Source organism: Mesorhizobium sp. M8A.F.Ca.ET.202.01.1.1, assembly GCF_004791595.1.
Taxonomy (GTDB): domain Bacteria; phylum Pseudomonadota; class Alphaproteobacteria; order Rhizobiales; family Rhizobiaceae; genus Mesorhizobium.
This window is the reverse complement of the sequence record NZ_SRUN01000002.1, coordinates 457033-479540: the sequence shown is the minus strand read 5'-3', so window position 1 is coordinate 479540 and position 22508 is coordinate 457033. Positions and strand designations below refer to the sequence as shown.

Below are 22508 nucleotides of genomic sequence, written 5' to 3'. Positions count from 1 at the left end.
ACGGCAATGCCCACCACTAAGCCCCACCAAAACATCTGATCGCCCACTCACACCAATGCCCCAGTAACGGCTCTGCCTTATTCTGCAATAAAACGCAACCTGCCGGCAGCTAAAGTCCTCTGACAAGGCAGGCAAGGCCGCCCGGCCAAAGCACCTCTCGACGGAAGAGACAACTTTCTAAGTGGCCTCGTCCACCAGAGGCGCCTTCCGCGTCGGCGGCTTGTAAGGCGTCACCAGCCTAACGGTCGCGGCATCAACGGTGATGGGAATGCTCAGGTTCACCGTCACTTTTCCCTCGTCGATATGTGTGACGTCGCCGATCAGTTCGATCGGCTGCCCCTTCTGCACCTTCAACGTGCTGTCAACGATGGAATGGGGCTGTCCATAGGATGGGATGGAAACGCTCACGCGGTCCTCGGTGACCCGCCGGCGTATCGTCGCGGTTATGGCGACCTCGTCGCCAATGTGAAAGCCTCTGCCCATGTGCATGATTCTGGAGCAGTGTGCGGCTTCGTCAAGCGATGTCTAATATACTGCGTTCGTGGACGGGAACCCAAAGCGCAGATCGAGCTTATGGCTTAATGAGCGCGCGTGGCATCGATTTCCTGTACCAATGGATCGCGAACAACGTGCCGGAGACGGCAAAACCAGATGTCATCTCCGTGGACGAACTCACCGATCAGCTAATTGCCGATGCAAAGGCGATCGGCATCAAGCGGATGGAGCTCGACGACGAGGTGGAAAGCCTCTATCGAACGCTGGTCGACTGGATTGTGCACTTCCACGATCCTGGCGCGTCGGAGTAACTTGGTGAAGCTATAGATACCGTTCGCCGTCGGCGCGATGCTCGAAACATGTGGGTCTTGGCGGAGCCGGGCAAAACCGAAGCCTGCATGCATGAGGCAGCCCTCGTGCTCACACAGATGCCCCAGCACTTTCGCGCGCCCACGCGGTGCCGATGTGATGCCTTCGGCAAGTTTGATTGGTTCGTCGCTCATAGTGGGTTGATCGGCCCGACCAGGGCAGGGTGGTCATTCGGCTGCTTGTTGACGGCGGCCGAGTTGACGTCGCGCCCAACACGGTCGAATTGCAACTGACCGTCGATGTCGTGGCTCAGAATGTCCTTCAAATAGTCCTTCGGCGTAGCCGGGTCCAGCCAGGCGTCATAATAGGCTTGGTCGAGAATGACCGGTTGCCGGTCGTGCAGGTTCTTCATCGGCTCGCCGGCCGGCTCGGTGATGATGGTGCAACTGGTGACGTCGAGATTTGAATTGTGGGCCCAGAGTCCGGCAAACGAAAAAGGCGCGTGGCCGGGCAGATAGATGTGCCAAGGATCCTTCTTCCCGTCTGCCGGCGAAATCGTCCATTCGAAGAAGCCATCAGCGGGGATCAGGCAGCGCTTGGACTTGAAGGCGTCCCGAAAGGCCGGCGCCGTGTCAATGCCTTCAATCCTGGCGTTGAACATGGCCGCCTTGGGCATCTCCTTCGCCCAGAACGGAACGAGCCACCATCGCCCTTCGCGCAGGCGGTGGTTGCCGTTCTCGCCGGCGGTGACGAAACGCACATCCTGCGTCGGCGCGATGTTGTAGCGCGGCTCGTAGTTGCGACCGACATCCGCCGGCGCCGTCAGCCGGCAGAGCCGATGGATTTCGGACCACGGCAAATACCGGGTGTAGCGACCGCACATGGCGCTTTCCTCTATCGAGCTTCAAAGCTCATCTCCTGTCACCAATTTGCCATCAGTGAACAAAATGAGAACATGAGAGTCAATACCTCTTGACCTGACAGGAATATGTTCCTTATTCCTGATGTATCTGAGCAGGAAAAAGGCCATGGGAAAGCGCCAAAATGCGCCGATTGGCGAAGCTATGTCCGATTTGGAGTTTACTGCCCAGCAGGCCATAGCTGCAGCCGGTGGCGACGTTGTGGTCGCCTTGCTGACCGTCTTGGCCAGGAACGCCAAACTTGAGCGGGAACTCGCTTTGTCACGCGCGGCGGTCTCGAATGGGTTTTCTCGCGGCTGGCTTAAGGCGCGCCCATAGATGGTGGACACCGCCGAAGACAATTTCCGGATCGAGGTTTGGGATCGGGAGGAGAAGACGCATCTCGAAACCATCTGTCGATCGCCGGATGCGATGGTGAGCCAAGCTGCCTGGCATGCCGCCATCAGGCGCCGGCCCGGCATGCTGCTGATCCATTACAACAGCCGCCACGTCATGGAGAAAATGGTCACGCCGGGCGAAGTAAAGCTTCCGCCTCAAACGATCATCGACGGCAGCATACACGCCGGACTCGACGTCTCGCTCGGCGATCTGCGCGAATGGCACACTCTGCGAGCCTGGTGCAAGAATTGCTCCCACCATGCCCCGGTAAAGGCGGCCGGACTTATCCGCCGATACGGGAGGGACGCGCTATTCAGCACTGTTGAGCGAGCGCTTCTCTGCACGAGCTGCGACCGGGGCGGGCCGGTCCGGCTCGAGGTCCACAGCATGCCGCGAAACTAAGGGTGATGACCGATCGCTTGCGACCCGGCTTGCGGCGGGTGTTTCTTTGTATCGAGCCTCGCGGAAGTCGAGCAAGTTCTGAAACACCTCCAGTTGCCCCGCGAAATTGCGCGCCAGATATCGAACCAGCTTGGGGTTGTTCAGCAGTCGGTCGAAATAGCTCGTAGCGGCGATCAGGTTTAGCATTTCTGAGCCGTGGGTGCTGGCAGCGCTCAGATAGTCATGGCTGACCTCGGCAATGTTGGCTTCCATGGCGGCCATTTGCGCCGGGGAAATACCCTCGTATCTTTTTCTGCGAGCCAAGGGATTGGTGAGTTGTGATCGTGGGGTGAGCTCGATCAAGAGCCTCGCTACTCGAAATTCCACGCGGTTCATCGCGAGCATCAACCGGACAACCTCAACCTGCCGGCCCGGCACGACCTCTCGTAACAAGCCGAAAATCTTCAAGGGGGCGCCGAAATCGTTCAGCATGTCGAGAGCTTCGAGGCAGATGCCTTCGACAAGCGGCTCGTCGACGCGCGGCAAGGAAATCTGCCGGTCTTCGCAGATACCCGCTTTCACCCCGGCCTCTGGCGAATTTTGCATCAAGATCGAAGGAAGCGTTGCGAAGCCATTCGATTGAAGCAATCCTTGAAATGCAGCGATGCGCAGGACATGACGAAAGGCATCGACGACGCTTTCCATCTGGTGTTTCACCGCGTCGGCTTCCCTGATGAATTCCTGCATATTGTCGACTTGGCGCCTGTAGGTCTTCAACAAACCGGAGACACGCAGCGGGTTCATCGGCGCCCGCGAATCTACCGTCAGCCGAATGGCATGCCGATTGTTTGTGACGAAGTCGCGAAGCCCGGCTTTCGTAGTTCTCATATATTTGCCGGCATTGGTTCTCGTCTCGCCATCTCAACCACAGGATCAAGCGAAGCGAACAGGAAGGCATCAAGGCGCACGCCATTGTCGGCCTTGAGCATGTGAAGGGCAGAATGCGCTTCATGAGCGGGTGCGATTAGGAAGTCACGAACGGTCTGATTATCGGTCTCCATCCTGATCAAAATCGTCACCTCTGGCCCGATGAGACCCCGCTTCCAGAACGGCCAGCGTGGAAACCCGGCGACGTTCATCCGATATTGCGCAGTCCAAATCGCCACGGAGAATTCATCATTGACACGCATAATCTTTGTTTGGGGATCGTACAGCGCCGAGCCACCGACCCCGCCGATGTCCGAGATCAAGTTCTCGATTGTTTGCTGCCGAATCTGAATGAGCCGCCTTCTGATGTCGAGTTTCCGATAGTTCGCCGACCCGTCGTATCCGATCAACTGGTAGGCGGCGTTCATGCTTCCAAAGCGATGCGCGTAAATGCTGGCTGAATGACAGCCTGGAGCTGCATCAATTATCGGACTCGACAGCCGTCCCCGCTCTTTCCAAAGCTTGGTCAGATCGGCCAGCAACTCCTCATCGGATCTGAGGTAGGTGCGCCCCCGCCTGATAGCTTGCGCACGATCGAACACCGCCCGGGTTACGAGCGGCTTGATGACGTTGTCGGCGCGCACAAATGCGCCTGGCGGATTTCTTACCCGGTTTTGCAGAAGCCTGTGGGATATCCGGTTCCAAACACTGTTGCCGATATATTTTTCGCTGGCCAGTATCGTGCCTACGCACTCTCCGGTCCAAGGCCGGCCAAACTCGGTGACCAGGCCGCGCGCGTTTAGAGCAGCCGCAATTTCGACTGCCGTTTTTCTCCTTTTCACAAACTGGTTGAATATCCATCGGACGGTTGAAACCTCATTTTCAGGCCCGGGAACGAGAACGACGCGGTCGCTGGCCAGGCCTTTTCGCTCATCGTGATGGAGGATTCCCTTCGGATTTCCAGAGCCGTCGACAAGAAGGCGCCTCAACCCATAGCCCGCGGGGCCACCGCCGCTGAAACCGAGTTTGACTATGCGGCTTTGGCCAGCAAAGACCCTCTCTGACAGCATTCGGCTGTATTCTGCTGCCATGCTACGCTTAATAGCCTTCAGCACGTCGGACCCGACGCTCCCATCGTTGACGAACAGTTCCGCGCAGAACTCGATCCGCACTCCGGCTCTTTGGCATCGGTATTCATAAGAGGCGCTTTCATCAGTATTCTGAAAGCGTCCCCATCGGCTGACGTCATAGACCACGACAGTTTCGAAATCGGCCCGCCGGCTTTCGATATCTTCGATCAGCCGCTTCAAGCCCGGGCGTCCCCAGATGTTGAGCCCGCTTCGGCCCGGATCTTCATACGTGGCAACGATCTCATAACCCATGACATCTGCATAGTTACGGATCGCGTCCTTCTGATTGTCGATGGAGTAGATTTGCCTATCCGTCGACATGCGCAGGTATTGAGCAGCGCGAGCCCTTCGCCTTTCAAACTCGGGGTGGGTGGTTGCTTTGTCCATCGCGCGGGCCATGGTACTCAGACCTGATAATAGAGGCCTGTACCGCCTGCGATTTGGTTAGGAAAACATGTCGAGTTTGCTTCGAATGCGAGCCGTCGGCCGCATCCAGATATATATCCGTGCGCAACTATATCGGCCGTTGAGATCAGCGGGTATGCCCGTTTCTTTTCCGCTTTGGAAACCATGGCTTTCAACTCATGGGAAACCCTGACTCACTTCGTGAGAATCCGCGCCGCCGTTCCGCCGCAATGCAACCGCACTCGGGCTTCATTCGCCCCTGTCCGTCAGTCCCCGGGGCTTTGAGTGGAGTTCCAGTGATGATCATCAAGAAGGCTATTCTCGCGGTGCTGGTTACCGCAGCACTTGCCGGCTGCCAGTCGCAGACCGAAGGCCAGCAGCGCGCCACCACGGGTGCGCTCCTCGGCGGCGCCGGCGGCGCGCTGGTCGGCCAGGCGATTGGCGGCAACACCAAGAGCACTGTCATCGGCGCGGCTGGCGGTGCGCTGCTCGGCGCCGTCGTCGGTTCCGCCACCACCCCGCAGCAGCCCCGCGGCGAACAGCTCTGCCGCTACCAGGACCGCTACGGCCGCATCTACACCGCACCCTGCGACGACCGCTATTACAACGGCAACTACTGAGCCGTTGCCGCCCCCTTCTTTGCGAAGGCCCAGACCATCAGCGGGTATTCCTCGTCGTTGCTGAGGTCCCGCCACAGACCGTAGGCGCGCACAGGGCCACCGATGTGGGCCCTGGCGCAGGCCTTGTTGCCCCAGCCATGGACCTTGACATTTGCTTCGGCAAAGCCGCCCTCGACCATCAGCTGCTTCAGGCCGGCGGGCGTCCACCTGTTGTAGTCGTGTGGCCTGGCGTGCACGCGAAACAGGAACGGTGTCGCCACCATCGCCCAGCCGCCTGGCCTGGTCATGGCGTGGATGTTTTGCACGGCCGCCGCCGGCCGCCGGACATGTTCCAGCACCTGATCGGCGATGACGATGGAATATTCTTCTTCCGTACGGTCCCGGCAGATGTCGAAGGCGGGGAAATCGACCGACCGGTAGTTTGGGCACATTGTCCGCCAGTATCGGTTCCAGCCGGGCGAGATCTCGATCACGTCCGAGGCCTTGCGGTTTCCGGCTTCTAGGAAAAGCGTGAACGCCTCAATCTGGCGGATGCGCAGCCAGTTGCGCGAATCATAGCCGAGCAGGCGTTTGGCCACCTGTTTGCTGCGGTTTTTCAGGGTGCCGGCAAGGCTTGTCGTCGTCACATCGACCTCCTCCTGCCCGCCGCGAGATGAGCCTAGCCCAGGCAAGTGGGCAAAAGATGACAGGACAGCCTATCGCACCCAGGACCATAGGCGCGAATAGCCTATTGAACCGTCATCTGTACAGATCGTTGCCGATCAGAGCGACGCCGAACGGCGAGTTGAGATAATCGAGGAACACGCCCTGATATTCTGGCACGCCGTCACCGTTGGTGTCACGCAGCAGGGTTTTCCGGTTGCTCGGTCCACTATCTTCGGCCGAGCTCGCGCAGCCTTGCGTCGCGGTAGCTTCGACCGGAGAGCGACGTGGAAACAGTTGCTCGCGCTGCTTGGTCCAGCCCTGTCGCGCTCTTGAAGGAACGGGCTCGCAAACACTAGGCTGGCGGGCAAGCTGGGCCAGGAGACCGCTTTTCGCCAAGCGGAAATATGGACCATCGAGGTCGAACCCAGAGATGGCCGACACTGCGTGGCGATGCTGCTGCGCGGCAGCGGCCGAGCCACTGTCGTGCTGACGGGACACTACGATACGGTCACCACCCGCGACTATGGCGCGTTGGAGGATATCGCCAACCGACCATCTGCTCACGCCGGCGCTCGGCAAAAGCCTCGCAGATGGTGGCACAGCGGCCGCCCAACGCGCGCGCGCCGATTTTGCCTCGGGGGAATTTCTCGCCGGCCGCGGCCTGCTCGACATGAAAGCCGGCCTCGCGGCGAGATTGGCCGTCTGCACGCAATTCGCCGAGAGCGCCAATCCGCCGGGGAACATCTTTTTCCTCGCCGTTCCCGACGAGGAGAACAATTCGGCCGGCGCGCGCAAAGCCGCGCAGGCGCTGCCATTCATCGCGCGCGAACGCGATCTCGACTTGGCCGCGGCGATCAATCTCGATGCGATCGCCGACGATGGCGACGGCAGCAAGGGTCGCATCATCGCCCTGGGCACCGTCGGCAAACTACTGCCCACCGCCTATGTGATCGGCATCCCTGCCCACAGCGGCTTTCCGTTGAACGGCTTGAACGCCGCAGCTGGCCGCCGCCATCGCCAAGCGCGTGGAATGGGCGCCGGAACTGACCGACCAGTCCCAGTTGGGGACTGGCACGCCGGCTAGCCTGCTCAGCATCCACGACAGCAAGGCCGGCTATGACGTGACAACGCCGTCACCTTCAACGTGCTGAGCTATCGCTGGGCGCCAGACGAGATGCTCGACCGTTTCGAGCGGCTTTGCGCCGATGCGGTTTCGGCCTGCCTGGGAGATCTCAAGCTGCGCCTCGGCCCAGGCAATGGCTCCGCTGCGGTCAACCTGGTCGATAGCGTTGCGCTACACCGCTTTGAGGCTATTGCTGCCGGCCTCGACGAGGACGCCAAGTCCAAGCTGGGCGAACTCGGCGCTTCGCTTGCCGACGGAGAGCTCTCGCTGCCTGAACAGTGTCGGCTCGTCACGGAAGAAGCGTGGCGATTGAGCCATCTTTCCGAGCCGGCGATCGTCGTCGGCTTTGGCTCGATCCCCTATTTGCCGACAAATCTGTACCAAACACCGGCTGCAAAGAGGTTGCGCGAAATTGCCTTAGAGATCGCCGCCAACGCAACCCGACGCTACGGCTGTGCAATCGGCTGCGCGGACTATTTCGCGGGCATCTCTGATATGAGCTTCTTTGGGGAGGCGGTCGAGTCTTCGCTCGACGTTGTTGCCCGCAACACACCTATGTGGCGCGACGGTGTGCGGTGGCCCCTGCATCGTGGCCTGGCCAACATTCCGACGATCAACATCGGTCCGTGGGGTCGGGACTATCACACGCCGCTGGAACGGCTGCACATCGGCTACTCGTTCAACGTGCTGCCACGCGTCCTTGGCGAAGTCTGTACGGCTTTGCTCAACGAAGGCTGACGCGGACGCAGAGCACTTCGTTTGTCCACTCTAACGGAGGAAGAATTTGGCGAACGCAGAGTTGGACGGCGCTGGGTGGAAGCGAGGGCGCCCGGCCGGATTGACCGGGACCGGGTGGTGATTACGGTGGCCGATTCAGCGCAACTCCTGTTGCGTGACTGGCCGGCGCCGGCCTCGGAAGTTCGTCTCGCGGCACTCAGGGGCTGCCTCGCGGTACTGCGCGGTGAATAGCCGGCGCGATTTGCCAGGCAGGCATTCCTCGTCGGAGGCAGAGACGCCGAATACTGCTGCGAACCGATTTGACCTCGTCCCGCACTTTACTTCACAGCTCAGGGCTTAGACCTAGCCCTCAGGGTTTGGGCAATGTCGGTTGAGTGGGCTGCGTGCCCTGCTGGTCGCCGCCGGTGCTGCTCTGCGGCGTCGGATTGCTGTCGATCTTCGGGTTCTTGTCGACAGGCTGGCTGTTGACCGTATCCGTCTTGGATTTGGCGGGATCCTCATTGCATCCCGTCAAGGCAGCAAGCGCAATCGTCACCAACAGAATGGTTCTCATTCCAAGCCTCCCTTCCGTGCCACTGGCAAGACGTTAGACCAGTGACCCATCCGGTCAAATCGAACCGATAGGCCTTGCCGTGATGCTTTTCTGGCCAGCACCAGATCGAGTGCCGCGTCATCGACCGGACTGCGCATGAAGGGACGGACAGCCTGGCAAGCCGACTCCGTCGAGACAAAATCGCAGGAAGTGCTTCTGGCCACGACATAGTGTTCGATCAGAATACCAACCCGTTTCAGCGCGATGTCTTGGGCATACTGCATCTGCTTCTCCTTGGCTGCCGAACTTCCGGACACGAGTGTTGTTCCACCTGTACAGAAAACTTCGCTTCCGGGCCGCCGCACCATCTGACGCTGGCGCACGGATCCAAGGGACAATCCTGCCGCGCGGTGGTTGGGGCGCAACCAGGAGCGCAAAATATGACCGGCAGCAACAAAACTGGCGGTGGTTACCGGGGCCTCAAGGAGATAGACAAGAAACTCGCCAAACTTTGGGCGAGGGCCGGTTTTAACTTGATCATCGCGGCCGATGAGCCGGCGATCAGGCAAGCGGCCGAGGGCGCTTTCGTCGAAGACGTGGCGGTGAAGCGCTTGAAGTCGATCTGGCAACCCTAGAGGGCGCCGAAAAATTGATCGCCCGGATCGGCGATCGTATCGATCTTCTTTTTCTAAATGCCGGGCGCGGCCTCGGCACGGTTTTCTCGACCAGGACTGGAAAAAAGGCCCGTCGCATCGTCGACACCAACATGACCGGAACAATCTGTCCAGCCCATCAACTGGCGGCGGGGATGCCTTGAGTCGCGTCCGGCGCCAGATGGCCGGGGTTCGTAGGAACAATTGCAGGTGGCGTCCGTTTGTTGGCTATCAGCCATCGAGGAACCCGCATGACCGCACCACGAGCCGTTTGGAAGGGCTTCTTGAAAGTCGGATCCGTTACATGTGGCGTGAAGATCGTCGGCGCGACCAGCGAGGCGTCGAAGAACCATTTCAAAATTCTCAATCGCAGGGACGGCTTGCCGGTAAAAAGCGCCTACATCGATGAAGCGACTGAGGAGGAAGTCGACGCCGAGGACCAGGTGAAGGGTTTCGAGATCGACAAGGACGACTACGTGCATGTCGAGCCCGATGAACTCAAAAAGCTGAAGCTTACCTCGGAGCACACGTTGGAAGTCGGCGAGTTTGTCGACCTCGACGATGTCGACACGCGATATCTTGAAAAGCCGTATTACCTCATTCCGGCCGACGGCGCAGCGGCCGAAGCTTTTGAAATCATCCGCAAGGCCATGGAGGAGAGAAAGGTCGCGGCCCGCTCCTGCGTCGTGCTTTACCAGCGTGGCCGCGAAGTGCTGATCCAGCCCTTCGGCAAAGGCATGCTCTTGACCGAGCTGCGCAGCCACGGCGAGATGATATCTGCGGAAAGCGTGTTCGCCGATATCAAGAAGGTAGAATATGATGCGGACCTGATCGAGGTCGCCAGCCTGCTGATCGACAAGAAAGTGACCCGTTTCGATCCGTCGAAATTTGAAGACACCTACGAGGACGCGCTGATCGCGATGATCGAGGCCAAGCGCAAAGGCAAGCCGCCGCCAAAACCGGCGCCCAAGCCGAAGGAAAATGTCGTCAACCTGGCCGAGATTTTGCGCAAGAGCCTGGCGCAAGCGGACGGCAAGTCGGAGAAAGGCAAAGCCACGGCATCGCGCAAGCGATCGGCCTAGCTAGGGCGCTCGAGCCTGCCCGCCTCAGCCTCGCACTCCAGCGTCCAAAGCCAGGCTGCGAATGTTCGTGCGGGATGTTGCAAGGCTGCGGCCCAAGCTGCGGGAAGCGCATCGGAAGATTATCGAAATAGACTAGCCGAATATCCCGGATCCTTGCTGGGCAAGGTGCTCCGGTTCACTCTTGCCTGCCCCTGCAACAAGCCTCACCGGGAATTTCAGAGTTGCACCTTGGCATTGTCACCAACATCAGGTTTGGCCCCGGTAACTGCAGCGAAAACCATCTTTGCAGTAGCGACGACAAGCCCCGGGCTGTCCCACAATTCGCCTTCGTCCGGGGTCACCTTGATAAGCCGGATTTCAGGATCGCTGGCGCTTTCCCACCAGGCCTTGTCGGTCTTTTCCCAGAGCTCCGCGATTTTCCCTCTGTCGTTTGTCACTGCGGCCGACCCCGAGATCGTAACGTATTTGTAGTGGCTGCTGTCGCTCCAGGCCAATGTCACCTTGGGATATTTCGCCAGCTGCTTGTTCTTGGCGCCGTCGTCATTGACGAGGAAATAGACGGCATCCTCGTCCCTCCTGACGCGAGCCGAGAGAGGACGGGCGCGATTGTATTTCCCGTCCCAGGTCACAAACATGCAGATGTCGATATCCGTGGCGAGTCCCCAGATCCGGTCCGTGGCCTGGGCCGGGGTGAGGTCGCTATCTTGCTCTCGATCGTGGGTCATGAGTTGTCCTTCGGGATAAGGTGATTTTGCTACAACTCCGGGAGGGTCTCCACGTTCCAGTCAATCGCGCGAAGCGACACCGTGCAGACTGGACCCAGCCCGGTGCATTCCATCCGGGAACCCTCATCCCAATCGAGTGTTCTTGTTGGGCGAATTCACCGTTTGAACATGGCAAGAGACGTGCGGCTGAGCAACTTTGGAATGCGATCTGCTATCAGAAAGGCGGTCGCCGTCCGGCCAAGGCTTGGGCGTTGGCTCGATAATCTCAAATATCTTGCCGTTGCTATCACGGCCGGCCTGGTCACGCTGGTGGCGATTAACCTGATGCCGGATCCACGCGCGATGCGCACGATCGTCCCACACGTTTTCAATGCTGAAGATCCCGCATTCGCAAGGAGCATGAGCAGCTATTCAAACGGACAGATGTACGATGCGAATGCCGTACAGACCCTGGTCAATGGCGACGATATCTTTCCCGCGATGCTGCGAGCGATCCATGCTGCTCATTCCAGCATCGATATGGAAACCTACATCTATTGGTCGGGTACGGTCGGCTACGACTTCGCCATCGCTTTGGCTGCGAAGGCGCGAGACGGCGTCGAGGTTCGCGTACTTGTCGACTGGGCCGGCAGCCTCCCCTTCGACGAAGATCTAGTCCACGTCATGACGAGCGCCGGAGTGCGGTTTCAGCGTTATCGACCCGTCCATTGGTACACAATGGATCGGGTGAACAATCGAACCCACCGCAAGCTTCTCATAATTGACGGGAAGATCGCATTTACCGGAGGCGTCGGGATCGCCGACAACTGGCTGGGAGACGCACGCAACCCGAATGAGTGGCGAGACACCCACTATCAGGTAGAAGGACCCGCCGTATCCGCCTTCCAGGCGGCGTTCGCCGAGAACTGGCTCGAGGCGGCAGGCGAGACCTTGCAAGGTGAAAAATTCTACCCGCCACCTGAACCCGCAGGATCACTCAGCGCGCAGTTGATCCTGGCTTCCCAGCCGAATGGCTCTGTAAACATGGAGTTGATGATGTTGGCCGCCATGGCTGCCGCCAAGGATCACCTGCGGATCGGAATGGCCTATTTCGTTCCGGACGACATTGCGATCCAGCAAATCTTGGACGCCAGGAAAAGAGGCGTCGCGGTCGACGTCATTGTCCCCAACTCGCTGACGGATGTCCCCATCGTTCGAAAAGGCTCGCGCTATTTCTGGGGCGAGTTGCTCAAAGCCGGGGTGCGCATCCACGAGTTTCAGCCGACAATGTATCACCCTAAGCTGTTGATCGTGGATGATGTGTGGGCCAGCTTCGGCTCGGCCAACCTGGACGAGCGGTCGCTGCGTCTCAACGACGAGGCCAATCTGAACATTTACGGCAAGGATTTCGCACAGACGCAGATCGATCTGTTCAACCAGGACCTTGGGCGGTCGAGGCAGATCAGTCTTGAGGAGTGGCAAGCGCGGCCGTGGACTGAAAAGGTGACGGACTGGTTGTCGAGCAGACTGCGCTCGCAGCTGTAGTGTCTGTGCAGACAAGCCGCACTATGTAAGCCTCTGATCGAACAGGTGAGAGGCAGCTGATCAATGGCAAAGCATGCCGTTGTCAGTTCATTGGCACCTGCCATGGGCCCATTCCACAAGGTGACCCTGCTCTCGACGGCGACGCGCGCGCTGGTCGGTCATGGAGCAGCAGAACATCCGCCGGTTGGTATGCATCACCGGCCTCGGCGCCGGTGACAGCCGCGGCCATGGCGGTTTCTTCTTCGACCGACTGCTCCTGCCCCTGATGCTGCGGAAGGTCTATGAAGACAAGGATCGCCAGGAAGATGCCATCCGGGGCAGCACGCTCGACTGGACCATCGTTCGACCGATGGTGCTCAACGACAAGCCAGCGCGCGGCCGCATCAAGGCAGTGACCGACCTTTCAGGGGTACATGGCGGGACGATCGCGCGAGCCGATGTCGCGGATTTCGTCGTTCAGCAACTCACCGCGGATACGTGGTTGCGCAAATCGCCCCTGACCGTGAACTCATAAAGGGTCGGGGTGGGCGGGCTCGTGCTCTTACGGTGCTGCAAACTGATCCGCAAGACACTGATGCGCAGCGAGAACGTCGAGATACTATCGGACAAGACCAATGCCGCTGTCATGCGGCATGCTGGTCGCGCCTTCCCGGGCGTTAGGCGGGTGCACCCTTGCACACACGGTTCAGACGCACGACTTCCCCGTCGGAATCGGCATGATACTTTACGCGCTTACGGCGTTTGTTCGTGGCCCCTGTGGGCAGGTCCTTTAAAAGCTTGAAAGCTCTGGCCACTCTCCGCTGGCAGGTCGAAGGCCGACTTCTCCTTCGTGATTCCCTCGATGGGCACACCAGCGGATTTTCTGCATGGCGGCGATGGTTCCCGCGGAGAAGCGAGGGGCGCGGACTGCGTCGTGGCCGGGAAAGAAGAGGCTACGGAACATTAGAAGTCGCCAATTGTTTATAGCATCGGAAAACTGAAAAAGCCCCAGTGGATGCTCGTGAATGAACACTGCCCAGCGCGTCAATTCGTGGATTACTGCTCAGAAGCCAATCGCTATCTGCGACAGCTGCATCGTGGACGAATTGAATGTAACTCCAGCTCAAGTCGGCCAGATCACCGGGGCCCTTGGAACCACGTCCGACTTCGACCGCGATAAAGGAGTATGCGGGCGCTGCTGCGAGAAGACCGTTATACGCGCGAATTAGTCTGGAGCTGAGCGTCGACTGAAGGCAGTCCCCGGCCAAGCAAGGGGTCGATGTGCTGGCCTGCTGAATTGTCATTCGGCTGGTGGGCGAAGTCAGGACGAACTATCAACGTGGGAGCGCAGGTAGGTCCGGCGCCGCCCACCGCCGGGCCATCTTTCGCTTTCGGTTTTACCAACCTTGCCTGCCATACCAGTCATCGATATCGCGTCGCGCGCGATCCTTTTCGATGCCGTAGCGCTCCTGGATTTTGCCTTCGAGCTGGTCGCGCTTACCTGCGATGCGATCAAGGTCATCATCAGTGAGTTTCCCCCACTGTTCCTTGACCTTACCCTTCACCTGCTTCCAATTTCCTTCGACGCGGTTCCAGTCCATGACGACCTCCATTGTTCGAAAAAGGCGGAACGTCGTCGAACCTCCGAGGTTCCCGGCGACCAGGGATTCATAAAATGACCGGGGTCGCAGCAAGACACTGTCGGGGCGCAATTCCTGCTATAAGCGCGATATCGCCAGGATGAGCAAATTCGAAGCGCCGCACCATGTCGGGGATTGTGGCTTTACGAAAACGCGTCCACACATTTTAGGTCATGCTCAATTGTTGCCGTCAGGGATGACCAAAATGGGAACGGACTGCGAACGAGTCAGCCGCCACGGCGATCCGCCATCGCTTCGAAGATCACTTCGAAGACGCTCCCCACTTCTTCAGTCACCTCGCTGGGTGCGATCCCCAGCTTTTCAGCAGCTTTCAACATTTGATCGGGCACGTCGCTAGCAGCGATCGGATTGCCAACCGGTTCGTCCGGCAATGATTTACGACCCAGTCGTCAAGGAACCAGCGGCCGCGCAAACTCACTCGGGAAGACTGGGGTCGAAATGCATGATGGCTTCGATGATGGTGCGGTAGAGGCTGTCGACCTCTTCGTCGATCTCCCCACGCTTAATGCCGAGCGCCTTCGCATCGGCAATTAGCTTATGGGTAAGTTCGTCCACGGTGATGACATCTGCTTTTGCCGTCTCCGCGACGTTGTTCGCGATCCATTGGTCCAGGAAATCGATGCCACGCGCTCTCATTAAGCCATAATTTCAGGACGGCTCTTAGGTTCCTCCTACCGGCCCAGGGGCTGCTTCGAAAGCGATGTCAGCTCGGCTTCATCTTTGATGCCGGCCATGTAATTGGCAATGATACGGGATGCGAGGGCGTCACGAGTACCGGGTGATTGATCATCGCTCTTGAGGCGATGGAAAACGCGAGCAAGCAGGGCCAGTTCCGGTGGCTGAAGAATGCCGGCCTCAGCAGCTTTGTGTCGAATTGGCATGCTCCCAACTCCAACAGCGAGGCCGCTATAAAACCAGGGCGCCGGCTAAAGGCAAGGCTATTCCTCTTCTCGGAAATCCTGCAGCGGGGCGTGACGAAGGTCTTCCTCGCCCCGCAGGTGCTTTACGCGGCCAATGTGCCCAGGCTTTACCCATTGCGTCGCCGGCCGCTTCATGCCCTTCGGCGCCGGTCCAGCGTGCTCCTGGACACGCTTCTATAGGCGCTTGCGGATGGCCCGGCTGGAGTTCATGAACGCCAGCAGCGAGCGCAACCAGGACTGGAAGCCGACGTTCGAGCGGGAAGGATGAAGGATGGCTGTCGCCTTTTGGCGGGGGCGTTGGGGACAAGGCGCCGGCCGGGCGAGCCGATCAGGTTCCGCCGCGTTGTAAGTATGGGCGATGTGTCGGAGCAGAGGATGTGGCGTGATCGCGTAAGGCTGTTCAGCGTAGTGTCATCAGTTTGCTCTTCGAAGTACGCTTGGCAGCCTTCGCTGAAAAATTGGCTGTCCGGTTCAGGCTGCAGGCCGAATGGGTGCCAGGTTTGCAGTCGGGATTGCAGGTGCGACTGACGACATGAATGACCGGCGAGTCGCTGCGGCCTTGAGGGCGATGCCAACGGAGGGGCAGGCCCGATGCCGGTCCTGGCCTTCACCCTGGCCGCTGGCGTCGTCATAGCGTTGCTTGGCCGTTTTAAGGAAAAGGAATTCTCACGCTCGATCTAGGCGGCTCGGCGCCGGGGGCATCGAGAGGAGGCGGCGCCGAGCCTAACCGGTGGGACACAAGGTTGGGATGATATGAGCATCCCGCCGGCTACGGGCGGTTATGCTCTTCCTGAAATAGATCCGAAGCATCCGAACGAACGAAAATAAGAGGCATCCTTGCGCGACCACGAACTGACCGAGCGGCCCGGCAAGGGCTGGACGCCATGGGAACACGGGCCCGCAGCGGTCTGGTGGGATGCGCGGAAGCTGCACTTTGCTCTGTTGAACGTCAGCGTGCTCCTTTCCGGCTCTGAACTTGTTGCGATCGAGCATTGGGATTTTCGCGGCGACAGATGGTGCATGCGCAAGCCGCCGTCCGATCCCCCGCCGCTTCCCGAGGTCAACCGGATCGAGAGGCAACGCGCGGCAGACGAAGCCTATGAGCGATTCCGTGCGCAAGGCGGCAGCGCGCGCAGCTGGGGCCAGCGAGCCTATTTGCGCGGGCGAAATTCAAGAATCGTCGCAGATGGCTCCGGTTCCAAAGGTTCGTGGCCGGGCTCCTCGTGCCACATGATCTGGCGCAAGTCGCGCTGATCGACCGGCTGACCGCATGTCGGACAGTTATAGAAATGATCTGCTTCGCGAATGAAGACGGCGCTGTGCACCTTGCCTGGAATCGGTGGGCCGAGGTCTGATAGCTTTGTCATGGCGATCGAAACAAGCCGTCACGAGTTCCGGACTTATATTAGCATATGCTAATTGAATCACAGTTGCGAGTCAGCGCATGTGTCTAACATCAAGCCTACCCGAAACTATTTTAGCACATGCTGATGGAATCGCGCTTTTGCGAGTCCAGTCATGCGTTTGAGGTTTGTCGCGCCTTTGATGCCGACGCATATCGCTCAGCCATCCGAGGGCGAAAACTGGCTGCACGAGGTGAAGTTCGACGGCTTTCGCTGGCAACTCATTATCGACGAGAATGGCACCCGCATTTACACCCAACGGTCTCGACTGGAGCGTCCAAGTTCGCGAGCCAGAGGCTTAAGCCGCATACCTTGGGCGGAGAGCGCCATAGTCAACGGCGAAATCATCGTTTTGAACAATGCTGGTCTGTCTGACTTCGCGGGCTGCGCAAGGCCACCTCCCCCCGGCAGCACGACCTCTATTTCGTGGCCTTCGATCTGCTGCATCTCAATGTGCATGATTGCGCGACATGGCGCTGGAAGGCCGTCGCGCGATCCTGGCCAGCATGATCGGGACGGCGGTCGGATTCAGTTTACCGAGCCGCTGCCGGGCGAAGCCAAGGCGGCATGCTTCTTTCCACGACTTTCGGGCGGCCGCTCATTGACCAGCGTCTTCGGTGAGGAAAGATGCAGCAATCAGGTCGTCGCCAGCAATCTGACCGTGACCGACATCCATGATGGCCACGACCTTGTGAAAGATTTTGAGTTCGGCCTCAGTTATACGCGCTGCCCGCATTCTCGCCTGCAGATCTGCCAAGCGCGCCACTAGAGCCTCGGTCGTCTCAAGCTCAGGGTTCTTCATCTTCATTTGTCCGGTTGAGGTGTGACGTGCGATGCACGCCTTACACGCCCCGCCACGGTTGGCGGCGGGGCGCGAGTTCGTTCGAACTTTCAGTCGTAGACTTTGACGATCTTGCGGGTGCCCGGGTCGACCAGAACTGTGTGTTTGTCGACCACTACATAACGATACTTGACGTTCGGAACTTCGTGGAGCTCGACCGTGTCAGGTAGAGCCGTGCCGACGTTCAGTTCCACTCCCGGAATCTTGACTGAAGCCAGCGGTTGCTTCTTCACGTATTCGCGCACTACAGTGTCCTGTTCGGGTGTGATGACAACATCCTGCGCTGCCACCGCGCCGACGCCGGCAAGCAGAACGAGCGCCGCGGCGCCGCTGGTTAGGTGCATTCTCATACTTTTTCTCCTCTGACCTGGCGAACGGCACGACCGCCTGTGCGCCAAAAATCCAAACCTGTCGGCAGGCCAGACGTTCCCTGCCGGGACTTCGGTCTGATCTTCTGCATGACCAAGGTCCCTTCGCAGATGCGCAATGGTCGTGCCTCTTCGACACGGCGGAACGGCCTCGAGCCAGGGTAGTTGCTTCTCCAAATTCGGAGAAAGCAGATGGATAGAAGCGTTGGGCAAGCGCGCTGGTTGCTAGCGCCGATTTTCGCGACGGCCGTCACCTTTTTGGTGATGGGCATAATCCTCGGGTGACATTTCATGGATCGGCACAGCTACGTCCCTTCCTGTGCTGATAGGACCCGCGAGCCGCTCCGGCAGGCTGGCGGGTCCTCTATTTGGAGTATGGAAACGATGACATTGGCCCAGATATCGAAGGTGCATGCGAACGCTAACGACGCAGCGAATGACAATCCTTCGCCTGAGCCTGGTTTGCCGAACGCCGTGTCTTTGACTGACGAGGAAAACATTGCCGATCTTGTCAGGCGAACCGAGCGCACGGCTATGTGGGTGCTTCTGGGAATGGGCGGCTGGTTGGCGTTCGTCCCTGTTGTCTACCTTGTGATGACCCACGGAATTTGAACGCGTACGAGCATTGCCCGACCGCCTAGGCCGGCTATGGCTCATTACGTCAGGACCTCGTGTCCGGATTGCAAAGCCGCCGGCCGCGATCGGCGACAGGTGTTTTTCACAGGCATTCCCGACTGCGAAGGCCAGCAGCGGGCGCGCAACCGGGACTGGAAGCCCACATTCGCGCGGGAAGGATGAAGGATGGCCGACGCCTTTTTGGGCGAGGGGCGTTGGGGATAAGGCGCCTGCCGGACGAACGATTCAGGTGGACAGATGGCCGATTTATCCGGGCCAACCCTGGAAGAGCCGGAGATACTCCGAGCCATCGATCCCGGTGCAATTCTAACAGGCGCCCTTGAGCAAGTGCTCCAAAACAGCGAAGTCATCTAGATCCCTATATGGTGTGAGATCCAGATCGCCGGGAACGCGCTTGAGCGCCTCTTCATCGATTTGTTTCTCGTGAGCTTTCATCACCGACTGGTAGGCCCGCCAAGTCAGGCCGGCGCCTCTGACAGCTCCCTGCTCAGCGCGCAACGCAATCTGATGGGCATGGAGGTAGTGCAACCTCAACTCGTCGAGGAGTGCCTTCTCTACAATCTCGTGCGTGACCAGGAAGGGCGTAAGTCGCATGTCGACGCCCTTCCATGCGATCGTGCGCGGTAGATGCCGATCGATGTAGACGGTTTTCGCATCTTCGCTATAGCCAGCAATGTAGGGGATGTCGAAGTCGTGACTAACCGTAACTCGCCTCTGAAGCGCCGTGACAGCGTCCGCTAAGACCCTATCATCCACCTCCTCAGATTTGTGGCGGACTTCGTTTTCAAGCTTCAAGACGTTGCTCCATTTGATCGTGCATTGAGAGCTTTCGCCTCCCGCTCAAGGGTGTCGCGATCGTTGCCGTGCCTTTTGATCAATTCACGGACCTGCGGGAAAGACAGGCCGAATTTGCTGGCGAAGTAGCCGACCTCATATTCCTCATCTCCGCTCACGCGGCCGCGATCCTGATAGCCAAGCTTGTTCTTGTCGTCAGTCATCGTTTTCACTCCCGTCTGAGATCGAGCGCAACGTGCTGTGCGCCAGTTTGTTTCGGCCGGCACTGCCAATTTGGGAACTATTTTAGCAAATGCCGATTGAATCGCCGGTTTGTGAGTCCGTTAGTATGCGTTTGAAATTCGTCGCGCCTTTGATGCCGCCCCTTGTCGATCAACCGCCCGACGGCGAGAACTGGCTGCACGAGGTGAAGTTCGACGGCTATCGGTCGCAGCTCGTCATCGATGAGGATGGCACCCGCGTTTACACGCGCAACGGTCTCGACTGGACCTCAAAATATCGCACCCTGGTCGAGGAAGCCGCGCAGCTCGGCGCCGAAAGCGCCATTATCGACGGCGAGATCATCGTTCTGAACGATGCAAAGCGATAACCCGCCGGCAGCACGACCTCTATTTCGTCGCGTTCGACCTGTTGCACCTCAATGGTCATGATCTGCGCGACATGGCGCTGGAGGAACGTCGTGAAATCCTGGCCGGTATGATCGAGCCTGGCCGCCGTATCCATTTCAGCGAGCCGTTGCCGGGCGATGCCAAAGCGATCTTTCACCTGGTCGACCAGGCTGGGCTGGAGGGTATCCGGTTGGTGACAAAGGCGACACGGAGCCACATCGGGCAGGTCGGCACGCCCATGGCCGCAAGGCGACAGTGCCGATCGCGACGCCTGCTTCGGCAAAGGGAGTGGGGTCAGCTTCGGCGTGCGGCCGGAAGATCTCGCGATCGCCAGTGATACGGACTATCTGTTCGAGAGGACGGTCGACTATGTCGAGCAGCTCGGCGAGGTCCAGCTGGTCTATATCGACATCGGCCGTGCCGACCTTCCGCTGGTGACCAAGCTGCCGGGCAATGTCGAGGTCAGGCGCGGCTCGACGCTGCCATGGCTGGACCAATCGGCCGATCGCCGCTGCGGTACCTGCGCTTGGCGCTAGGCGTCTAGGATCCTCAGCTCGACGGCGGCCCAACGGATCCGCGTTCGATGATCGTGGTCGGCAGGATGAGCCTTTCGGGCGATCGTATTTCGCCCTTTAACCGCCGGATGAGCAGTTCCGCGACACTGTTGCCGAGCGCATAAACGGGCTGATCGATGACGGTAACTGGCGGGGTTGTCACGCTCGTCCAATCCGCATCATGGAAGGTGATCAGGGAGATATCCTCGGGGACCTGCAGGCCACGCTGGCGGATCACCCTGAATATCTCCAGTGCTATGACGCTGTCGGAAGCAAGGATCGCCGTCGGCCGATCCGGCCCTGACAACATTTCGTCGGCAACCCTGCGCGTTTCGACATGGCTAGTCGCCCCAAGGCGAACAAAACGTTCCGGCCGGTCAATTCCGGCATCTCGGCACACGGCGAGGAACCCGTCGATACGCTCGCGAACCGACGAGGTGTAGATTTGCCCGAGATCGCGGTACTCACGCCCCTCGGAGGCGACCGCGGTCACATAGGCGATGTCGCGGTGTCCGGCATCCAGAAGAACGCGGGTCGCCCGCATGGCGATGCCGCGATCGTCGACCGTGACTGTATCGACATCCAGATCGGGCAGCGCCCTGTCGAGCAGGGCGAGCGGCCGGCCAGAACGATGGATGTCGCGCAGGTGCGAGATGTCGCGCGATTCCGACGGTGTGACGATCAGCCCGTCGACGCGCTTGCCGATCAAAAGCCGCACGGCTGCCTTTTCAACTTCGATCTTCTCGCCGGAGTTGGCCAGAATGACATTGAAGCCAGCCGCCCTTGCCGCATCGCTGATACCGCGCACTGCCAGGCTGAAGAAGGGGTTCTCAATATCGCCAACCACCACTCCGATGATGCCGGACCTGCCGGTCGTCATGCTACGGGCCAGCTCGTTAGGGCGGTAATCCAGTGTCTTGGCCGCAGCCATAACCTCAGCGCGGATCGCTTCGCTGACCACGCCGTATCCACCCAGCACGCGCGCGGCTGTCGCCTTCGACACGTTTGCCGCGCGGGCGACATCGCTGACTGTTATCGACCGTTTCGGCGCGGTTGTTTTCATCGAATGAGGACTTACAAGAGTTATTGACGGAAGGTCAATCTGACGGTAACCCTTACCAAAGAGACCGGTCTCACGCAATAAGAGACCGGTCTCTAACGAAAGGTGATTCCTGACACGGAGTGACAGCTAGCGTGCGGTGCGCCGACGAACGATGTGCCGCGTGAAATTTTCCGGAACAGACAAAACCAGAAGAACAACTTTCAGAGTGGAGAGAAGACATGAGCAGGATTGGAATTCTCAAGCCGTTGATCTCGCCGGTCCGGGCCGGCGCAATGGCTCTTATGGTTGTATGCATCGGAGCGGGTCTGGTTTCGCGGGCTTCCGCGGCGGATGACAATCCCTTTGGCCTCATTGATGCGAAGGTCATCAGCGTCGGCACCATGGGAGACGCCAAGCCATACGCTTTCACCCAGGCGGATGGCACATTCACAGGGTTCGACCTTGAACTGTTTCGCAACGTCGCTGGTCGCCTTGGATTCAAACCCGACCAGGTGATCTTCACCGGCCAGGAATTCTCGGCGCTTATGCCCTCGGTTGCCAACGGGCGATTCGATGTCGCTGTCGCCGCGATCGGCACGACGGATGCGCGCAAGCACACGGTCGACTTTTCTGACGGGTATCTTGCAGGCTATCTCTCCGTGCTGACCGCCGACAAGGCCATCACGTCGGCGGATGGGCTCAAGAGCAAGCGTCTTGGCGTCGTCCAGGGTACGCTGCAGGAAATCTACGCCGCGAAGAATTTTGTCGGAACCGATCTCGTCAAATTTCCTGACAACAATTCGGCCGTCTCGGCGCTCAATAATGGCACGGTGGACGCTCATTTCCTCGACTACGAGGCCGCCAAGCAGTATGGCGAGCGGTATCCCGGGCTGAAGATCGCAATCAACATTCCGTCCTTTGACGCTCCCGCCGGCTTCGTGATACGCAAGGGCAACGACAAGTTCCGCGATGCATTGAACACCGCGCTTCACGCTGCGATGCAGGACGGTACCTGGAAGACGCTCTACGAAAAATGGTTCCCCGGTTCGCCGATGCCTGACCAATATCTCCCCAAGAAGTAGCCGCGCCCGGCCGTCGGCCTGGGTGCCGGCGG

Annotated in this window: 32 protein-coding genes and 3 pseudogenes; 18 read left to right on the top strand and 17 right to left on the bottom strand. The window is 59.2% G+C overall.

All coding sequences use genetic code 11. From position 1 onward, the window contains the following. Positions 1-177: 177 nt before the first annotated feature. A complete protein-coding gene (locus tag EN845_RS07090) occupies positions 178-483 on the bottom strand; it encodes a hypothetical protein (protein WP_135906992.1) in 306 nt (101 codons plus the stop codon). 98 nt (positions 484-581) lie between these two features. Here EN845_RS07090 and EN845_RS07085 point away from each other — a divergent pair, with 98 nt between their 5' ends. Continuing rightward, positions 582-806: a DUF768 domain-containing protein gene (locus EN845_RS07085; RefSeq protein WP_135880739.1), complete on the top strand. Its 225-nt coding sequence runs from the start codon at positions 582-584 to the stop codon at positions 804-806. A 188-nt stretch (positions 807-994) separates the two neighbouring features. Here EN845_RS07085 and EN845_RS07080 read toward each other — a convergent pair whose 3' ends face one another. Then, positions 995-1687 (bottom strand): SOS response-associated peptidase, encoded by a 693-nt coding sequence (locus EN845_RS07080; RefSeq protein WP_135906990.1) that lies wholly within the window; start codon positions 1685-1687, stop codon positions 995-997. 145 nt (positions 1688-1832) lie between these two features. On the opposite strand from EN845_RS07080, the gene EN845_RS07075 reads away from it, so the two are divergent. Both EN845_RS07075 and EN845_RS07070 read left to right on the top strand, forming a co-directional pair. Continuing rightward, entirely contained in the window at positions 1833-2042 is a 210-nt protein-coding gene (locus EN845_RS07075) for a hypothetical protein (RefSeq protein ID WP_135880741.1), read from the top strand. Then, a complete protein-coding gene (locus tag EN845_RS07070; protein ID WP_135880742.1) occupies positions 2043-2504 on the top strand; it encodes a hypothetical protein in 462 nt (153 codons plus the stop codon). Here EN845_RS07070 and EN845_RS07065 read toward each other — a convergent pair. After that, positions 2412-3287, bottom strand: coding sequence for a plasmid partitioning protein RepB C-terminal domain-containing protein (locus EN845_RS07065; protein WP_245511659.1), 876 nt, complete (start codon positions 3285-3287; stop codon positions 2412-2414). The genes EN845_RS07070 and EN845_RS07065 overlap by 93 nt on opposite strands. An 80-nt stretch (positions 3288-3367) precedes the next feature. Beyond that, positions 3368-4927, bottom strand: coding sequence for a recombinase family protein (locus tag EN845_RS07060; protein ID WP_135880743.1), 1560 nt, complete (start codon positions 4925-4927; stop codon positions 3368-3370). A 317-nt stretch (positions 4928-5244) separates the two neighbouring features. On the opposite strand from EN845_RS07060, the gene EN845_RS07055 reads away from it, so the two are divergent. Next, on the top strand, positions 5245-5565 hold the full coding sequence (locus EN845_RS07055) for a YMGG-like glycine zipper-containing protein (RefSeq protein WP_135881133.1): 321 nt from the start codon (positions 5245-5247) through the stop codon (positions 5563-5565). On the opposite strand, the gene EN845_RS07050 is transcribed toward EN845_RS07055, so the two are convergent. Further along, a complete protein-coding gene (locus tag EN845_RS07050) occupies positions 5559-6191 on the bottom strand; it encodes a methyltransferase domain-containing protein (protein ID WP_135880744.1) in 633 nt (210 codons plus the stop codon). The two genes, EN845_RS07055 and EN845_RS07050, sit on opposite strands and share 7 nt — an antisense overlap. A gap of 118 nt (positions 6192-6309) precedes the next feature. Then, a pseudogene (locus EN845_RS35395) lies at positions 6310-6456 on the bottom strand (sorbosone dehydrogenase family protein); the annotation flags it as partial. 277 nt (positions 6457-6733) lie between these two features. On the opposite strand from EN845_RS35395, the gene EN845_RS07040 reads away from it, so the two are divergent. From EN845_RS07040 to EN845_RS07030, 3 genes are all read left to right on the top strand, one after another. Then, entirely contained in the window at positions 6734-7294 is a 561-nt protein-coding gene (locus EN845_RS07040; protein ID WP_135906986.1) for a M20/M25/M40 family metallo-hydrolase, read from the top strand. A gap of 90 nt (positions 7295-7384) precedes the next feature. Further along, complete coding sequence (locus EN845_RS07035; RefSeq protein ID WP_135906984.1) at positions 7385-8071, top strand: hypothetical protein; 687 nt, start codon at positions 7385-7387, stop codon at positions 8069-8071. Positions 8072-8146: 75 nt separating this feature from the next. Then, complete coding sequence (locus tag EN845_RS07030) at positions 8147-8302, top strand: DUF982 domain-containing protein (protein WP_135907085.1); 156 nt, start codon at positions 8147-8149, stop codon at positions 8300-8302. A gap of 118 nt (positions 8303-8420) precedes the next feature. Here the strand turns inward: EN845_RS07030 and EN845_RS07025 are convergent, their stop codons facing one another. Next, positions 8421-8624 (bottom strand): hypothetical protein, encoded by a 204-nt coding sequence (locus EN845_RS07025; RefSeq protein ID WP_135880749.1) that lies wholly within the window; start codon positions 8622-8624, stop codon positions 8421-8423. Next, positions 8621-8887 (bottom strand): hypothetical protein, encoded by a 267-nt coding sequence (locus tag EN845_RS07020; RefSeq protein WP_135880750.1) that lies wholly within the window; start codon positions 8885-8887, stop codon positions 8621-8623. The genes EN845_RS07025 and EN845_RS07020 overlap by 4 nt, the downstream gene beginning before the upstream one ends. A gap of 156 nt (positions 8888-9043) precedes the next feature. Here EN845_RS07020 and EN845_RS07015 point away from each other — a divergent pair, with 156 nt between their 5' ends. The 3 genes from EN845_RS07015 (at position 9044) to EN845_RS07010 (ending at position 10338) form a co-directional block, all read left to right on the top strand. Further along, positions 9044-9238, top strand: coding sequence for a hypothetical protein (locus EN845_RS07015; protein WP_135906982.1), 195 nt, complete (start codon positions 9044-9046; stop codon positions 9236-9238). A 14-nt stretch (positions 9239-9252) separates the two neighbouring features. After that, positions 9253-9420: a hypothetical protein gene (locus EN845_RS35390; RefSeq protein WP_167531276.1), complete on the top strand. Its 168-nt coding sequence runs from the start codon at positions 9253-9255 to the stop codon at positions 9418-9420. A gap of 87 nt (positions 9421-9507) precedes the next feature. Next, on the top strand, positions 9508-10338 hold the full coding sequence (locus tag EN845_RS07010; protein WP_135906980.1) for a Ku protein: 831 nt from the start codon (positions 9508-9510) through the stop codon (positions 10336-10338). 215 nt (positions 10339-10553) lie between these two features. On the opposite strand, the gene EN845_RS07005 is transcribed toward EN845_RS07010, so the two are convergent. Further along, a complete protein-coding gene (locus tag EN845_RS07005) occupies positions 10554-11063 on the bottom strand; it encodes a pyridoxamine 5'-phosphate oxidase family protein (protein ID WP_135906978.1) in 510 nt (169 codons plus the stop codon). A 180-nt stretch (positions 11064-11243) separates the two neighbouring features. Between EN845_RS07005 and EN845_RS07000 the strand changes: the two genes are divergently transcribed. Together EN845_RS07000 and EN845_RS06995 are read left to right on the top strand one after the other, a co-directional pair. Next, positions 11244-12587, top strand: coding sequence for a phospholipase D-like domain-containing protein (locus EN845_RS07000; protein ID WP_245511656.1), 1344 nt, complete (start codon positions 11244-11246; stop codon positions 12585-12587). Between the two features lie 160 nt (positions 12588-12747). Next, positions 12748-13101 (top strand): NAD(P)H-binding protein, encoded by a 354-nt coding sequence (locus tag EN845_RS06995; protein ID WP_348630730.1) that lies wholly within the window; start codon positions 12748-12750, stop codon positions 13099-13101. 862 nt (positions 13102-13963) lie between these two features. Here EN845_RS06995 and EN845_RS06990 read toward each other — a convergent pair. From EN845_RS06990 to EN845_RS06970, 4 genes are all read right to left on the bottom strand, one after another. Then, a complete protein-coding gene (locus EN845_RS06990; RefSeq protein WP_091586081.1) occupies positions 13964-14167 on the bottom strand; it encodes a CsbD family protein in 204 nt (67 codons plus the stop codon). Positions 14168-14433: 266 nt separating this feature from the next. Further along, positions 14434-14598, bottom strand: coding sequence for a DUF768 domain-containing protein (locus tag EN845_RS06980; RefSeq protein WP_167531275.1), 165 nt, complete (start codon positions 14596-14598; stop codon positions 14434-14436). 43 nt (positions 14599-14641) lie between these two features. Then, positions 14642-14863, bottom strand: a complete 222-nt coding sequence (locus tag EN845_RS06975; RefSeq protein WP_135906974.1) for a DUF768 domain-containing protein — start codon at positions 14861-14863, stop codon at positions 14642-14644. 35 nt (positions 14864-14898) lie between these two features. After that, entirely contained in the window at positions 14899-15108 is a 210-nt protein-coding gene (locus EN845_RS06970; protein ID WP_135880757.1) for a hypothetical protein, read from the bottom strand. Positions 15109-15984: 876 nt separating this feature from the next. On the opposite strand from EN845_RS06970, the gene EN845_RS35385 reads away from it, so the two are divergent. Continuing rightward, positions 15985-16401: a hypothetical protein gene (locus EN845_RS35385; protein ID WP_167531274.1), complete on the top strand. Its 417-nt coding sequence runs from the start codon at positions 15985-15987 to the stop codon at positions 16399-16401. Between the two features lie 264 nt (positions 16402-16665). Next, the gene (locus EN845_RS36755; RefSeq protein ID WP_167531273.1) at positions 16666-17319 is read left to right on the top strand and encodes a hypothetical protein; all 654 of its coding nucleotides are present in this window, start codon (positions 16666-16668) and stop codon (positions 17317-17319) included. Between the two features lie 122 nt (positions 17320-17441). Here EN845_RS36755 and EN845_RS06950 read toward each other — a convergent pair whose 3' ends face one another. Continuing rightward, positions 17442-17741, bottom strand: coding sequence for a DUF1236 domain-containing protein (locus EN845_RS06950; protein WP_135880760.1), 300 nt, complete (start codon positions 17739-17741; stop codon positions 17442-17444). A 402-nt stretch (positions 17742-18143) separates the two neighbouring features. Between EN845_RS06950 and EN845_RS06945 the strand changes: the two genes are divergently transcribed. Next, positions 18144-18371 (top strand): hypothetical protein, encoded by a 228-nt coding sequence (locus EN845_RS06945; RefSeq protein WP_135880761.1) that lies wholly within the window; start codon positions 18144-18146, stop codon positions 18369-18371. A gap of 330 nt (positions 18372-18701) precedes the next feature. Here the strand turns inward: EN845_RS06945 and EN845_RS06940 are convergent, their stop codons facing one another. Further along, the gene (locus tag EN845_RS06940; protein ID WP_245511655.1) at positions 18702-19190 is read right to left on the bottom strand and encodes a hypothetical protein; all 489 of its coding nucleotides are present in this window, start codon (positions 19188-19190) and stop codon (positions 18702-18704) included. After that, positions 19187-19393, bottom strand: coding sequence for a DUF3606 domain-containing protein (locus tag EN845_RS06935; protein ID WP_135906970.1), 207 nt, complete (start codon positions 19391-19393; stop codon positions 19187-19189). Before EN845_RS06935 ends, EN845_RS06940 begins: the two co-directional genes overlap by 4 nt. An 89-nt stretch (positions 19394-19482) precedes the next feature. Here EN845_RS06935 and EN845_RS36750 point away from each other — a divergent pair. Both EN845_RS36750 and EN845_RS06925 read left to right on the top strand, forming a co-directional pair. Then, positions 19483-19925 (top strand): annotated as a pseudogene (locus EN845_RS36750) (ATP-dependent DNA ligase); the annotation flags it as partial. 113 nt (positions 19926-20038) lie between these two features. Continuing rightward, a pseudogene (locus EN845_RS06925) lies at positions 20039-20280 on the top strand (TOBE domain-containing protein); the annotation flags it as partial. A gap of 67 nt (positions 20281-20347) precedes the next feature. On the opposite strand, the gene EN845_RS06920 reads toward EN845_RS06925, so the two are convergent. After that, positions 20348-21415 carry a LacI family DNA-binding transcriptional regulator gene (locus EN845_RS06920; protein WP_135907083.1) on the bottom strand — a complete coding sequence of 356 codons (1068 nt, stop codon included), beginning with the start codon at positions 21413-21415 and terminating at the stop codon, positions 20348-20350. A 218-nt stretch (positions 21416-21633) separates the two neighbouring features. Between EN845_RS06920 and EN845_RS06915 the strand changes: the two genes are divergently transcribed. Continuing rightward, entirely contained in the window at positions 21634-22476 is an 843-nt protein-coding gene (locus tag EN845_RS06915; RefSeq protein WP_135906968.1) for an ABC transporter substrate-binding protein, read from the top strand. The last annotated feature ends 32 nt before the right edge of the window (positions 22477-22508 follow it).